Annotated in this window: 14 protein-coding genes; 7 read left to right on the top strand and 7 right to left on the bottom strand. The window is 65.8% G+C overall.

Translation table 11 applies throughout. The features are described from left to right. Entirely contained in the window at positions 1 to 924 is a 924-nt protein-coding gene (locus AB0F86_RS04775) for a hypothetical protein (protein ID WP_356982034.1), read from the bottom strand. A 564-nt stretch (positions 925 to 1,488) separates the two neighbouring features. Next, entirely contained in the window at positions 1,489 to 1,944 is a 456-nt protein-coding gene (locus AB0F86_RS04780; protein WP_357171631.1) for a hypothetical protein, read from the bottom strand. Between the two features lie 673 nt (positions 1,945 to 2,617). Between AB0F86_RS04780 and AB0F86_RS04785 the strand changes: the two genes are divergently transcribed. Further along, complete coding sequence (locus AB0F86_RS04785; protein WP_356982038.1) at positions 2,618 to 4,165, top strand: carboxylesterase family protein; 1,548 nt, start codon at positions 2,618 to 2,620, stop codon at positions 4,163 to 4,165. An 80-nt stretch (positions 4,166 to 4,245) separates the two neighbouring features. Here AB0F86_RS04785 and AB0F86_RS04790 read toward each other — a convergent pair whose 3' ends face one another. Both AB0F86_RS04790 and AB0F86_RS04795 read right to left on the bottom strand, forming a co-directional pair. Next, positions 4,246 to 5,274 (bottom strand): hypothetical protein, encoded by a 1,029-nt coding sequence (locus AB0F86_RS04790; RefSeq protein WP_356982040.1) that lies wholly within the window; start codon positions 5,272 to 5,274, stop codon positions 4,246 to 4,248. Positions 5,275 to 5,431: 157 nt separating this feature from the next. Then, complete coding sequence (locus AB0F86_RS04795) at positions 5,432 to 6,250, bottom strand: helix-turn-helix transcriptional regulator (RefSeq protein WP_356982041.1); 819 nt, start codon at positions 6,248 to 6,250, stop codon at positions 5,432 to 5,434. Between the two features lie 87 nt (positions 6,251 to 6,337). Between AB0F86_RS04795 and AB0F86_RS04800 the strand changes: the two genes are divergently transcribed. From AB0F86_RS04800 to AB0F86_RS04810, 3 genes are all read left to right on the top strand, one after another. After that, on the top strand, positions 6,338 to 6,748 hold the full coding sequence (locus AB0F86_RS04800; RefSeq protein WP_356982043.1) for a hypothetical protein: 411 nt from the start codon (positions 6,338 to 6,340) through the stop codon (positions 6,746 to 6,748). Further along, positions 6,745 to 7,146, top strand: a complete 402-nt coding sequence (locus tag AB0F86_RS04805) for an SgcJ/EcaC family oxidoreductase (RefSeq protein ID WP_356982045.1) — start codon at positions 6,745 to 6,747, stop codon at positions 7,144 to 7,146. The genes AB0F86_RS04800 and AB0F86_RS04805 overlap by 4 nt, the downstream gene beginning before the upstream one ends. A 157-nt stretch (positions 7,147 to 7,303) precedes the next feature. Further along, the gene (locus AB0F86_RS04810) at positions 7,304 to 8,746 is read left to right on the top strand and encodes an SMI1/KNR4 family protein (protein ID WP_356982046.1); all 1,443 of its coding nucleotides are present in this window, start codon (positions 7,304 to 7,306) and stop codon (positions 8,744 to 8,746) included. On the opposite strand, the gene AB0F86_RS04815 is transcribed toward AB0F86_RS04810, so the two are convergent. After that, positions 8,651 to 9,118 carry an NUDIX domain-containing protein gene (locus AB0F86_RS04815; protein ID WP_356982047.1) on the bottom strand — a complete coding sequence of 156 codons (468 nt, stop codon included), beginning with the start codon at positions 9,116 to 9,118 and terminating at the stop codon, positions 8,651 to 8,653. The two genes, AB0F86_RS04810 and AB0F86_RS04815, sit on opposite strands and share 96 nt — an antisense overlap. Before the next feature lie 67 nt (positions 9,119 to 9,185). Here AB0F86_RS04815 and AB0F86_RS04820 point away from each other — a divergent pair, with 67 nt between their 5' ends. Continuing rightward, positions 9,186 to 9,665, top strand: a complete 480-nt coding sequence (locus AB0F86_RS04820) for a hypothetical protein (RefSeq protein WP_356982049.1) — start codon at positions 9,186 to 9,188, stop codon at positions 9,663 to 9,665. On the opposite strand, the gene AB0F86_RS04825 is transcribed toward AB0F86_RS04820, so the two are convergent. Beyond that, on the bottom strand, positions 9,644 to 10,030 hold the full coding sequence (locus tag AB0F86_RS04825; RefSeq protein WP_356982051.1) for an SgcJ/EcaC family oxidoreductase: 387 nt from the start codon (positions 10,028 to 10,030) through the stop codon (positions 9,644 to 9,646). The genes AB0F86_RS04820 and AB0F86_RS04825 overlap by 22 nt on opposite strands. Before the next feature lie 239 nt (positions 10,031 to 10,269). Between AB0F86_RS04825 and AB0F86_RS04830 the strand changes: the two genes are divergently transcribed. Together AB0F86_RS04830 and AB0F86_RS04835 are read left to right on the top strand one after the other, a co-directional pair. Further along, on the top strand, positions 10,270 to 11,067 hold the full coding sequence (locus AB0F86_RS04830; protein ID WP_356982052.1) for a mycofactocin-coupled SDR family oxidoreductase: 798 nt from the start codon (positions 10,270 to 10,272) through the stop codon (positions 11,065 to 11,067). Between the two features lies 1 nt (position 11,068). Next, on the top strand, positions 11,069 to 11,896 hold the full coding sequence (locus tag AB0F86_RS04835; RefSeq protein ID WP_356982053.1) for a mycofactocin-coupled SDR family oxidoreductase: 828 nt from the start codon (positions 11,069 to 11,071) through the stop codon (positions 11,894 to 11,896). A gap of 19 nt (positions 11,897 to 11,915) precedes the next feature. Here the strand turns inward: AB0F86_RS04835 and helR are convergent, their stop codons facing one another. Continuing rightward, positions 11,916 to 14,102, bottom strand: coding sequence for an RNA polymerase recycling motor ATPase HelR (gene helR / locus AB0F86_RS04840; protein ID WP_356982055.1), 2,187 nt, complete (start codon positions 14,100 to 14,102; stop codon positions 11,916 to 11,918). Positions 14,103 to 14,108 lie beyond the last annotated feature (6 nt).

Here is a 14,108-nt window from a genome sequence, read left to right on the forward strand (position 1 = left end):
TTAAGCAATGGCGCCGATCGCCGCTTGGATCCCTTGGTCGACAGCGGCGGCGAGCACGAGGTTTCCGACACCAGCGGCCAATCGCCGCAGTATCCCACCTCGACTGCGGATTGCCTCTGGATCGCCTTCACCGACCGCTTCTTCGAAGTCATCGACGGACTGGGCAACCGCGTTGCGGTCCTCGGGGTTATCGATCTCCTCCAATGCCGCCCGGATCGCCGCGATGCTCTCCTGCAGGGCCACGTTGGTGCTGCTGTTGTGCTGGTTCTGGGTCAAGCCCGCCCCCTGACCAACCACACCATGGTTGGTGCCGACGCTCAGGTTGTACTGATCACGCCCGCCGTGGACGTGCACCTGAACGGCGTTGTCGACCTGGTTCCGCGAAGGCAGCTGGTCAAACGGGACATCTTGAGTCATATCGAGCACCATCTCCAGAAGAGTCGTGCGGACTGTGCCGACCATGCCGGTCATCGTCGAGTCCGAGGTCATGTAATAGAGCTGGACGATCTCCTGCCCGAACGGCAGTGTCTTGTTCCAGGCATTCAGCGCGAAAGCTAGCCCCTCGAACGCGATACGCGAGCCGCCGGTCATCGCGACAAGGTCTTCGACCGGCTGCCGGAACGAGATGGTCTCGGGCAGGTACTGCCGCGCCTCCGGCGGCGCGGCGAACCTCGAAATCGACTGCCCAGTCGCGAAGTTGTAGCCGCTGACCGAATCGGCGAACAACGGAAGCGACAGCGTTCGGTACTCGGGAACCTCGTTGTCGGGTCCGTAGCCCTTGAGCTCTCGCCTCGCCCAGCGACGAAGGTCTTCCGACCGCGTGATCGCCCCCAGTGCTAGGCACATGCGCAGCAACCCGGCGAGAGGCTCACTCTCATCGAGTACTCGCGCACGAAGATCCCGAAGCAGGTCAGCATCTGCCATACGCACCAGTCTGCCAGGCACCCCCGACAACCAAACGGCCAAGGCCAGGCAAACGTCCTACGTTGGTACGGTTCTCGCCATCCGGTGTCAGGAGTCACCGCACAACCAGGGTGTGTTGCGGAGTCGGTGGTGGAGCCGGGGTGTTCGGAAATCGTTCTTAGAACACACGCGGCGCGGTGATCTCGGCGGCGAAACCGCAGCACCCGGCTGTTCCGAAACCCGTTCAGCAACCAAACGGCACGGATCATCGACCCTCATCACCGTGCCGCCGGCGGCTGCGATCCCTCATGTGTGTCGCGATCGGCGAGTCGGACAGACAGACTGTGTAACCGACATCTCACCCCGGCCAGGAGTGCACCCTACGCACTTCATGCCGCTTGAACAGCGCAAAGAGCACCGCAGAATTCCTCGCGCACTCCCGCCAAAAACCTAGTCAGCCGGTCAAGGGTGGCGCAGCCGACATCGCCAATGCCGAGGAGGCTGGCCGGTCGCGCGGTAAGCGGCATTATGGTGCGGTGTCCGTGCTGGAGGTCGGGCTTGCCGACAAGCACAGTATTCGGATAGTCACTCTCCATCCGGGCCGGACTGTGGGCCAACGGCCGTTCCGATCTCGGGGAGGCTCCGCTCTTCGGGTTCGGAGCGCTCGGGCTCGATTTGAGTGCCGAATGAGCAGCCGCAGAACCAATGGTCGATCTCTTCGACTTCGGACCAGCCCGTGGGTTCTGCCATACGTATCTGGTCGCGCGTGACCAGCACCTTGGTAATCCCACCGCACTCGTGGAACAGGATCAGCTCGACATTGTGGCTCCATGACGGATTTTCGTTCAATACCCGCTGTAGGTCGAGAAAGAGCTGATCGTCCTTGGAGTCGTAGAACTTCCGCTCAAAGCGACTTGCGATCGGTAGTCGAGCCGATCCGTCCCCGTGGTTACCGAAGTGCAGTTCGGGATGGGCCTCGATGAACCACGTCGGCATCGCATACGGCAGATCCTCAGAGATCACCACAGTTCTAAAGCCCATACCGACCCCTCGTATCGTCTTGTTCGTGCGCAGTGGCCCAACATCAGTTGGGGCCATCTTGCAACTAACCGTATGAGGCCATGACATTGGTGACGCCTGTGCGGAGGCGGCTGACTGGTGGCCGATTCCTGGCAGCCGAAGGGGCTGCTGCACGATGAGGTGCCAGGCTGGTGCGCGGGAGGCGATATCGTCAGTCCCTCGCACGCGAGTATCAACGAGTGTGTAACCAACATGGGGACTACTGCACGATCAGGCGGCGTTCGCCCGCTCTAGCATCTGGCCTCGCCGCACCAGGAGTGTGTAACCAACATCTCACTCCAGTGAGTCGCACGGTCTCCACACTCCATGTGGCAGGAGCTGCGGACAATGCGCTGGCATGACGAGTTCACGGCGAGCGGCGACATGCAAGGGAAGGATCGAAGATCTGAATGGCGCGCCGCTGCCCACTTGCTTTGTCAGAGGGGGAGATCGGGTGGGAGTTGCAGGGCCACCGAGATCAGTCGATGCCAGCGAAGGCGAAAACCTGTCGCAGCCAGGTAAATCCCGCCCAGCAACATCGCGAGGCGTCAGTACTTGCGACTGATCCGAGCTTCGTACTCCGGCCTGATGGACTGCGGTATTGCAGTACTACGGTCGAATGTGTTTGCTGGCCGTGGGTTTCTACCGTCGGATCATGCGAATACGAGCCTTCGCTCTCCCGACCTTCACCGCCGCGGTGCTCCTGTCTGCCTGCATGACCAGCCCGGTACCCGCCGCCGCCTCGACCCTCGTCGCCACCGACCACGGACAGCTCCAAGGCATGGTCTCAGTCGGTGTCCGCTCTTGGCGCGGTGTCCCCTACGCCACCCCACCAGTAGGTGACTTGCGCTGGGCGGCACCGGAAGATGCCCGGCCGTGGGATGGTGTCAGGGAGGCCGTCGAATTCGGGGCCGCCTGTGCCCAGGGCGAATCCGTGATGGGCATGCCGGGTGCCCCCTCCACCAGCGAGGACTGCCTGTACCTCAATGTGTACGTTCCCGACTCGGGTGCCGTGGACCTGCCGGTCATGGTGTGGCTCCACGGCGGCGGCAACACTTATGGCGCCGCCGCGCAGTACGACCCCTCTCGCCTCGTCGCCGGGGGTGAGGTGATGGTCGTGACCGTCGGCTATCGCCAGGGCCTGTTCGGCAGTCTCGCCCACCCCGCCCTCGACGGAGCGGACGGCGAGATCCGTTCGGGGGACTACGGTCTCCAGGACCAGCGGGCCGCCCTGCGGTGGGTCCGCTCCAATGCGGCGGCGTTCGGCGGCGACGCAGGCAACGTGACCCTTTTCGGCGAAAGCGGCGGCGGCTACGACTCCTGCGCCCACCTCACCTCCGCCGACTCGGCAGGACTGTTCGACAAGGTCATCATGCAGAGCGCGAACTGCGCCACCGACTGGGCGACGAGCCGCGAAGACGGCCGGACGACCGCGACCGCTGTCGCCGACACCCTGTGCCCTGATATCTCCGAAACGGACATGGCGGCCTGCCTGCGAAAAGCCCATGTCGCTGACCTGGTCTCCCAGGCCGACCAGCTGATGGAGGTCCAACCCGTTGTCGGCGGCTCCGTCATGCCCGTCCCGACTGGCCAAGCGCTGGCGTCTGGCGATTTCAACCGCGTCCCGATTCTGCACGGCATCAATAGCGACGAGCTCCAACCGTACGCGGCCACCCTGGGTATCGAGACCGAAGCCGACTACTTCGCCGCGCTCGAGGAGAACTTCGGCGACCGGGCTGCTGCGATCGCCGCCGAGTACCCGGCCAGCGAATTCGAGCGGCCCGTCAAAGCGCTGGGCCGGGTACTGACCGACGCCGAGTGGGCGAGCGGGCTCGTACGGACCCGCACGGCACTGGGCGACCGGGTACCGGCCTTCACCTACGAGCTGTCGGTGACCGACGCCCCGTACTTCACCCACGTCGAACACCCGGGCTTCGGTCTCGACGCCTACCATATGGTCGACTGCGCCTTCCTGTTCGACACCCCGTTCTTCGAATCGGTGCGCGAAGACCATGAACGGCTGGCCGACCTCATGATCGGGAGTTGGTCGACCTTCGCCCGCACCGGCGACCCCGACGCGGACGGCGGATGGGAGCCGTCTAAGGCCGGCACCGAAGTCCGCAGACTCTCCTCCGAGGGGGCTGAGAACATCGACTTCGACGATGAGCACCGCATCGACTTCTGGGCCTCGGTGCACGCCTGACCCGGACGAACCGAATGCTTCATCCTCGCGAGGTCGTGACTGTCGATGATCGATCAGCTCGGACAGGTTCGATGCAGTCGTCACCTGCTGGGCGACATCTCTCGCGGCAGGGTGGTGAGTTCCCGTTTGTATCCAGGTGTTCGGACTGCTTTTCGGACCCGGTCGAGCGTGCTTTGTTCGCCGATGGCCGGCCACAAGGCGAAAAGCTCGCTGTCACGGCCACGCATAACGGCCTTGTCGGCAGTGGGGTCGATCGCGATGAGGCGGTCCACGACGGTGTCCAGCAGGGGGTGGTTGCGTTCGGGATTGTGCGGAGTGGCTTGACGGATCGTGGCGGCAAGCAGGGCCAACTCGTCGAGCTCTGGCAGGAGGCCTTGGGCAGCACCGGTCAGCACCTCCCATAGTCCGTCGACGTCGGCGGCGTCGACAAAACCGGTAAACGCGTGGCAGACAAAACTAGGTCCGATCCGCTTGTTCGCTGCGACGGCCACCGCCGCGTTCCAGTCCTGGTGTCGAGCGACACCCGCGATCAGATGTTCTTTGAGCAGGGCCATGCCCGCACGGTCCTGCCCGGCCGCGTATCGCTTCCAGTCGGCGAAGAAGCCTTTGACATCGCCTCGGTCGGCAAGAGCGAAGCCGATGTCGCGGTACGCGCGCCAGGCGTATCCGTCGTCTATGCGTGTGGCGAGCGCACGAGCGCCGGCCAGATCGCCGGCGGCGATCCGGTTCAACACTTGCTGCCGACGAAACCCGCATGACTCGGGCAGGAGCGGGGCCATGCTGTCGACCTCATCCGAGGTGAGTGCGTCGACTGCGATCAATGCGCAAGTCGCGTCCGCGAATTCGAAGAGACCGTGGCTGCAAGCGAGCATCTGTACCTCGGTTCGGTAGTCCCGAGGCCAGCTCAGCACGCGAGTCACCGTCGGCGGCCCGTCTCCTGCACGCGGGAGGCGGCTGACGAGTTCCTCGAGGACACGGTCGCGGACGGGGACCACGGCAGCCGGTATCGGGTAGGGAGGGGTGCGCGCAGCTTCTCGCTCGACGTCGGTAATCGGGAGCGTGAGACCGGCGACGAGGGTGTCTTTCAGGCTTGGGAGATTTCCTGACATGCCGACATCGTGCCCCGGGGCGCCGACAGGTCACCTATCGCTGAACCGGAATGTGGTGATCACGTTCGGGATCCGTGCCCCTGCATCGCCGAGGCGTCCAGCGCGGGCTCTGGTTCCAGCCTCCCGCGCGTGGCGGACTCGACCACGGTGCGAGCGTTCAGGGGTGGGCTGCGGGATCTGCGGTGAAGAGCGTGCGCAGCGTGTCCGCAGTGAATTCGTCCATCGGATAGAACAATTCGATGGCCAATTCCGCGAGCGTCACATCCGAGGGTGCGCCGAAGGTGACCATGGTGCTGAACATGCGTAGCTCGCCCAGCGGGGTGGCGATGCGTAGCGGCACCGCGAACGGGGTGGGCGCACTGGGATCGGGTTCGGTGTGCGACGGGAACGGGTACTGGGAGACCTCGTCGTACAGTGCGCGCAGGATCGGGTCGCCTGTCGCCCGAACCTGGCGGAGCAGTCGTTCGAGCAGGAGTTCCCTGACCTGACCGTGGTTGATCATGTGTGTGGCGGCATCGGGCGGGCCGGGGTGCAGGGCCAGGCGGTAGACGTTGGGTCGCTCCATCAGCTGGTCGTCGACCTCGTTCGAGAAGAGGCCCATCGCGCGGTTGGTGGCAACGACATTCCAGTACCGGTCAACCGCTACCGCCGGATAGGGTTCGTGCGCGGTCAGCATGGTGTCCAGCGCGGCCCGGGCAGCGGCGAGATGGGCGTCGTCCAGGCTGCTCTCTCGATACTCCGGAGCGAATCCGCCCGCGAGCAACACTGTATTGCGTTCGCGCAGCGGAACTTCCAGGACATCACAGAGTTTGAGCACCATGGCCCGACTCGGCTTGGCCTTCCCGGTCTCGACGCAGGACAGATGCCGTGCCGAACTGTCGGCGGCCAGCGCGAGCTCCAGCTGACTCAGCCGCCGTCGCTGCCGCCAATCCCGCAGCAGTGTGCCGACGGGGGATTCCTGCATCGAACGCGTCACTCGGCCACGCTATCGGTCCGGCGCGACCGGGTGCCATGACCTCGGAGGTCATTGAGCCGATGACCGGCCGCTGGCAACGTCGACGCCATGACCACAATGACCACCTTTGAAGCCGGCCCCGGCCTACGCATCGCCTTGCGGGTAGACGGCTGGAGCACCGGGCTATTCGGCACCTTTCTGCTGGCCACCGCCCCGTTGTTGCGCGAACCGCTAGGCCTGCCGACTTCCTGGTCGGTCCCCTTTGGCGTCGGCATGCTGGGCGGCGCCGCGGCACTGCTGCTCATCGCGCGCCACCCTCGGCTACCGTCTCGCCTGGCTGCCATCGTTGTCGCGGTCAACGCCCTGTCGGCGGTACTCATGGTCGAGCTCGCTGTGATCGATCTGATTCCGCTGACGACTTGGGGCCGGGTCTTCCTGCTCGCGGGCGCAGCGTTCGTCGCGAGTTTCGCCGCCCTCGAGTTCGCGGGCCTGCATCGACGGGGACCGGTGACGCCATGACCGACGAAACCGCCGTCCTCGCCCTGCTGCGCGCGCAGATGGACGCCTGGGCCGCAGGTGACGGCGCCGCCTTCGCCGCCACATTCACCCCCGACGCCGATTTCGTCTCGGTAATCGGGGAACGCATCCAGGGCCGAACCGAACTCGCCACCGTCATGCAGGAGGGCTTCGACGGGTTCATGAGAGGCACCCGCATGGCCGAACCCGAAACCACCACGCTGCGCTTCCCTGCACCGAATATCGCGGTGTTGGTCACCGTGGGCGATCGGCCCAAGCCGCCGGGCGCGACCGCGCCGCCCGATGCCCGGTCCGTCCAGACCCGAGTCGCGGTGCGCCACACTGGAACTTGGCTGTTCACCACCTTCCAGAACACCCGGATCAGCCAGTTCCCACAGTGAGTCGGGAAGATGACAGTGCGTTCGCGTTGTCCTCGTGGCCCGCATGCCCCAGGTCGGTCGACTATGAACGGGCGCGCCCTACTCAGCCGCCGGCGGCTCGTCGAAATCCACGCCGTCAGCACGAAGTGTGTCGGAGCCTGTCCGTAGCGTGCATGGAATGAATTGGAGGCCGTGGCTGGAGCTTTGGAGTGAGGAATGGATTGCAAGTTGCGATCCCGGTGACCTGGATCCCGAGGTGGTGCAGCAGCGCTGGCTCGGCTATCCCGCGGCCACCCAGGCCGACGTCGCAGCCGTCGAGCAGCGTCTCGGCCTGAGGTTGCCACCCTCTTATCGCAGTTTCCTGCTGACCACCGATGGATGGCGCCATGCCGGGGAGTTCGTGTGGAAGATGCGTGACACGACAAACCTGGGGTGGCTGCGTGATCTCGAACCCAACTGGGAGTCCTGGGCCGACCTGATCACCGAAGCCCCAAGTGATGCGCCGGGTAACCCATTCAGTCGTGGGTTGTTGATCTCGTTGCACGCCGACGTCGGGATTCTGTTCCTCGACCCGGCCGACCGCGACGAAGACGGGGAGTGGGCCGCATATAGCGTCTTTGCCTGGAGTGAATTTCCGCAGCGGTATCCATCGTTCACCGCACTCATGAAATCGCTGTACCAAGGCTTCCATCGACTGCGTCAGCCTGCGTGCAGAACTCGTGACAACTGGGCTTCGGTGGCCGAAGAGGGTCGAGATCAAGCCCTTTCCGGGGACCTCGACAAAGCCATGGTGTCCCTGGAAAAGGCCCAGAATTTCGGCCAGCCGCGCGCCACAGTCCTGAGAACCCAGCTCCAGATGTTCCTCACCACTTCCTCTCCATACGACTACTCCCGGATCCTTTCGCATCTGCTGCCTTCGACGCCGGTCCCGGACGGATTCTTCCGCAGTCCGCTGTTCACCGACGAGTTTCTGCCGTGCATGTTCCTCCAGCACGCGCATAAAGAACCCTGGTACGGCTCCGCCCTCGACATTGCCGAATATCTGGCAGAACGCGCAATCACCGGACACCGCCACGCCCTCGAACTCGCCCAGAAACACGCCGCTGACGAACACTCACATGCCTCCGCCCTTGATATCGCCCAGCTCCTGGAAAACGCGCAAAACGACCCCGGGCTCGAGATCGGACCTGCTATCGACGAGTACAGGGCACGGGTGCAGCAGCCCGGCTACCGGCTTACCTACGGCAATCAAGCCTTCGACTCCGCAGTACGAAAGGCGCTCGCACAACACGACTCCGACCCAGCGGCACTGTGGGATGCGCTCGGGACCGCGATGACGCACTGGCAGCCCCGCACTCCGGATCACATCGCCCCTCGCCCTGCTCGCCGACCCTGCGCTGGCGTACAGCCTGACCCCGGAACGCGGTCGCGCGTTGCTGAGTCGTCCGCGTGGTGGTCGCTGAACCACGAGATAGGCGAAATCAGTTCTTTCCGTGGTTGTACCGCCCGGCGGCAACTCACTGGCTCAATGCTGGATCAGACCGCCGACCGGGGTGGAGGTGACGTGGCCGGTCGCCGGGAGGGTTTGTGCCAGAGCCAGGCCGGAGTCGACAAGGGATGATCGGCGGAGGTGGGCGACTTCGGAGATCGGGGTCCAGGTCGGTTCGACAGTGGCCCCGCTCGATTCGGCTCTGAGGTGGCCGCCGGTGACGCGGACGAGATAGAAGATGCCGATGTTCTGGTGCTCTACCCCCGAGTGGGCCTCATGTGCCGGAATCACCCTCGAATCCACTCCGAGTAGTCGTTCGACGACGCCGTCGAGGCCGGTCTCCTCCGCAAGCTCGCGGGTCACGGTATCGAAGGGGTCCTCTCCCTGCTCGACCCCACCTCCTGGAAGCGTCCAGGTGGTTTCGCCGCTTTCGGCGATGTGGTGAACAAGCAGCACCCGATCATGTTCGCGGCAGACGCCGTATGCCGCGATTCTCGAAGTCACCCGGTGAACTATATCTCCGGGCCTGCGCGGCATCCTGCCGTGGGATTCGCCACCGTTGGCAGTGACGGTGGCCGCGATGATCGACTGCCGGACGCACTACCGTTATGCCCGGTCCGGTACCGGCATAGGACCTGAGCCTGCTGAACAGCCGCAGGATCACAGACCTTCGTTCGCCGAGGCTCATGCAACATCTGCGCTCGGCCAGGGAGACGTCGACGGCGCTCGAGCGACCAAGACCGACCAGCCCGCCGCGTCGGAAACCAGCCGTCCCGCGAACACCACCTCGGCCGACGACATGAAGGTCCTTCTCGCCATGGTGATGGGCAATCACTTCGCCGCCGGTCGGCTCATCGACTTCGAACAGCGTAAGATCCCGGCGCTGATCGGGCGGTGTCGATCAGGAGGGCAATCCAGCGGCTTCGCGAGGATCGACAACGGCAAGGCTGAGAGGAGCGAGCCGCACTCGGGCGGAAGTGCGCCCCTCCCAGTCCCGTCGCATCAGGTCGGGAACGGCCGGTCGCGTTGCTATCGCACCGGGGTGTTCTGACCGGTGCGAATGCGCCATTCACTTTCGCGCTGTTCGAGGGTGAAGATGACCACTCCGTGCATCGGGTCCTGCGCCGGATCGGCACTGCCTCGTGTGCGTTGACGCGCGACGACCTGCACGAATGTCGGTGCCAGTTCGATCGTCTTTTCGAGGTGGTACTGGACATCGACGTTGTGGAGTGGACCGCCCACGCCGAACACGAAACGTTGTTTGGCCAGCAGTTCGTCGCGGCCGGTGGCCACACTGCCGCTGAAGTTTACGAAAGTGCTGTCGTCCCAGAACAATGCGTTCATCCCCTCCGCATCGTTGGAGTTGAACGCTCCCTCGTACCGCTCCAGTACTCGCACTGCCGCATCGATCGTCATCACTTCTCCCAGTCGGTTTTACACGTTGCCCCCAAGCTATTACCTGAACTGCGCTTCAGGTAAAGCCCGGCGAGCCGGATCACAGGCCGACGCCCGTTGGATCGGGCAGATCGACGCGGCCGCTCCCAGTAGGTGGGAAGTCTCGGCGCATCGTCCGCTCACCGGGAGAGCCCGGCGATTCGGGGGTGCGGCGAACCTAGCGTCGGCCGGGTGGACACTCGATCTGGTAGGGGCGCCCGATGAATCGCATGCAGGACAGGGTCGCGCTGGTCACCGGTGCGGCCAGGGGTATGGGTCGTGCGCACTGCGTGCGGCTTGCCGAGGAGGGCGCCGATATCATTGCCCTCGATATAGGTACCGCCGCAACGGAATTGGCGACGACCAAGCAGGCCGTCGAGGCGCTGGGACGGCGGTGCGTCACCGCTGCTGCCGATGTGCGTGAGGCGGACGTGCTCGATGCGGCCGTTTCCGGTGGGGTGCGTGAGCTCGGCAGGCTCGACGTGATCGTGGCCAACGCGGGCATCTACACCGACCTCGCACCGTCGTGGGAGCTCACCGACCAGGCCTGGCAGCGGACCATCGATATCAATCTGACCGGTGCCTGGCACACGGTGCGTGCCGGTGCGCCTGCGCTGGTAGACGGTGGGTCGATCGTGATCGTCAGCTCCGTCAACGGAATCGTCGGCGGCGCCATGGCGGCGCACTATTCGGCGAGCAAGCACGCCGTGGTCGGGTTGGCGCGCACGCTGGCCAACGAGCTCGGGCCGCGCGGTATCCGGGTGAACACCGTGCACCCGGGGTCGGTGGCGACGCCGATGATCCTCAACGACGAGGTCTACGCGAAACTGCGCCCGGACCTGCCGAATCCGACGCGGCAGGACGCGGCCGAGGCACTCGCCCGGCGCACCCTGCTGCCGGTCCCGTGGGTGGAACCGGTCGACGTCAGCAATGCCGTGCTCTTCCTCGCATCCGACGAGTCCCGTTATGTGACGGGAACCCAGCTCGTGGTGGATGCCGGACTGACTCAGAAGGTGTGACATGGGACGGGTTTCGGGCAAAGTAGCGGTGGTGACCGGCGCCGCGCGTGGTATCGGCCGCGCGCAGGCGATCCGGCTGGCCGAGGAGGGCGCCGACATCATCGCGCTCGACCTCTGCGGACCGGTCGACACCGTGGTGACGCCACCGGCGAGCCGTGACGATCTCGACGAGACCGTCCGGGCCGTCGAGGCGACGGGTGCGCGGATCGTCGCCACGGTCGTCGACGTGCGCGACGGGTCGGCGCTGCGGGCCGCCGTCGACGCCGGGGTCGGTGAGCTGGGCGGGCTCGACATCGTCTGTGCCACAGCCGGAATCAGCTCGAGCGCGTTCGCCCTCGAGCTGACCGAGCGGCAGTGGCAGACCATGATCGACATCAACCTCACCGGTGTGTGGCAGACCTGCAAGGCGGCCACACCCCACCTCATCGCTCGTGACGGGGGAGCGATGATCCTGACCAGCTCCATCGCCGGATTACGCGGGCTGGTCGGCGTCGCCCACTACGTCGCGGCCAAACACGGTGTCGTCGGCTTGATGCGTTCGCTGGCGAAGGAACTCGCGCCCCACCATGTCCGGGTGAACACCGTGCACCCGACCAATGTGGACACCCCGATGATCCAGAACGACATGGTGCGCAAGGTCTTCCGGCCGGACCGGGAGAATCCGACCCGCGAGGAATTCGCCGAGGCCGCCACGTCGATGAACATGCTGCCCATTCCGTGGGTCGACCCCGTCGACATCGCCAACGCCACCCTGTTCCTGGCCTCCGACGAAGCTCGCTACATCACCGCCGTCACCCTGCCGGTGGACGCGGGCAGCACCCAACGCTAGGTCGGTGGCCTGCGGAACATCACCGGACCGGGAGGGGTTCCGGCGCCTCGGCGAGGCCGGTGAGTGCGTCCGGGAGGGGGTCGTGGTGGACGACGCCGAGGCGCTGGGTGGCGCGGGTGAGTGCGACATACAGCTCCGCCGCGCCACGCGGTCCCTCCGCGAGAATCCTTCCCGGCTCGACGACGAGCACGGCGTCGAACTCCAGGCCCTTGGTTTCCGACGCGGGCACAGTGCCCGGCATGCCGACCGGACCGATCACCACACTCGTGCCCTCCCGGTCCGCCTCGGTCCGCACGAATGCCTCGATGGCCGAAGGAAATTCGGATGCATCGACCTGCTGCGACCACGGCTGCACACCACACGCGCGCACCGAATCCGGTGGCCGAACCTCCGGCGCGAACTCGGCGAGCACGGCGGCGGCGACCGCCATGATCTCGGCGGGCGTGCGGTAGTTCACCGTGAGTGAGCGGTACACCCAGCGGCCCGGAACATACGGGTCGAGCACCGTCGCCCACGCGGTGGCACCTGCCGGTGACCGGCGCTGGGCCAGGTCGCCGACGATGGTGAACGAGCGGCTCGGACAGCGGCGCATCAACACCCGCCAGTCCATCTCGGAGAGCTCCTGCGCCTCGTCGACGACCACATGCCCGTAGGTCCAATCACGGTCGGCCGCAGCGCGTTCGGCGAGCTCGCGGGTGTCGCGCTCGAGGAACCGGTCGGCGAGGTCCTCGCCGTAGAGCATGTCCTGGGCGAGCAGGTGGTCCTCGTCGTCCATCAGGTCTTCGCGGCTGATCAGGGTGTCGAGTACGCCCTCGGCATAGGCGGTTTCGGCCTTGCGGGCGCGTTCGGCGCTGTCGTCGGCGGGGGCGCCGCTTCCGAGCAGATCGACCAGTTCGTCGAGCAACGGCACGTCCGACACCGTCCACGCGGCACCGTCGGCCCGCCACAGCGACTCGTCCGCGGACGCGGCGCGAAGACGGTCCGGGGACGAATACAGTTCGGCGAGAAGCCCTTCCGGGGTGAGAACAGGCCAGCATTCGTCGAGCACAGCGACGAAATCGGTGTTCTCGGCGAGTTCGGCGGTCAGGTCCGCGCGCAGCTGCTCCCACGCCTCGCTGTCCTCGCGCGTCAACCAGCCCTTCCCGATGCGTGCGATCGCGCGTTCGGTGAGCACATAGGTGACGATCTCGGCGAACACCGCCCGCGCCTCGTTGTGCGGTCGTCCGCTCGCCCGCGCCTCCTCGCGCGCCCACTCCGCGACGGCCGCGTCGACGCGCACCGTCGTGTCGGCCAGCTCGATGTCCCGCGGCACCGCGGGCAGTCGTTGCCGGTCCGCGATCGCGGCACCGAGCACGTCGAGAATGCGCAGCGAGCCTTTGACGCGCGCCGCTTCCGGTGTGTCCTCGGCGGTGGCGTGCAGCCCGGGCATCAGATCGGCGGTGGTGGCGAAGACGACATTCGTCTCACCGAGCGCGGGCAGCACGTGCGCGATGTGGTTCAGGAAGGCCGGGTTCGGGCCGACCACCAGTACACCTTGGCGTTCCATCCGCTTGCGCTGGGTGTAGAGCAGATAGGCCACCCGGTGCAGCGCGACGACGGTCTTGCCGGTGCCGGGGCCGCCTTCGATCACGGTGACGCCCGGGTGTTCGAGGCGGATGATCTCGTCCTGCTCGGCCTGGATCGTCGCCACGATGTCGCGCATCCCGTCCCCGCGCGGTGCGTTCACCGCCGCCAGCAGCGCCGCGTCGCCGCCTTCGCCCGCGTCGGGCCTGCCGAGGATCTCGTCGGTGAAGCCGAGCACCCGGCGATCGCGGGTGTGGAACTGCCGCCGCCTGCGCATGCCCTCCGGGTTGGCGGCGGTGGCCACATAGAACGCGCGGGCGGCGGGCGCGCGCCAGTCGAGCAGCAGTGGTTCGAAATCGTCGCCGGCATCGAACAGGCCGATGCGGCCGATGTAGGACGGTTCCCCCGACACCGCATCCAGCCTGCCGAAACACAGACCGTTGTCGGCGACGTTCAGGCGCTGGATCTCCTTCCCGAGCGCGCGCACCTCGTTGTCGCGTTCCATCGGGGAGTTACCGGTGCCGCGCAGTGCGGCGCTGTAGCGGCCCTTCACCTGTGCGCGCTCGGCGTCGAGCCGCGCGTACAGGTGCGCCACGTACTCGCGCTCCGACTGCAATTCCTCGTCGTGACCGTGTTCCGGCACAAGCCC

This window comes from Nocardia sp. NPDC023733 (assembly GCF_040639775.1).
Lineage (GTDB): Bacteria > Actinomycetota > Actinomycetes > Mycobacteriales > Mycobacteriaceae > Nocardia > Nocardia rosealba.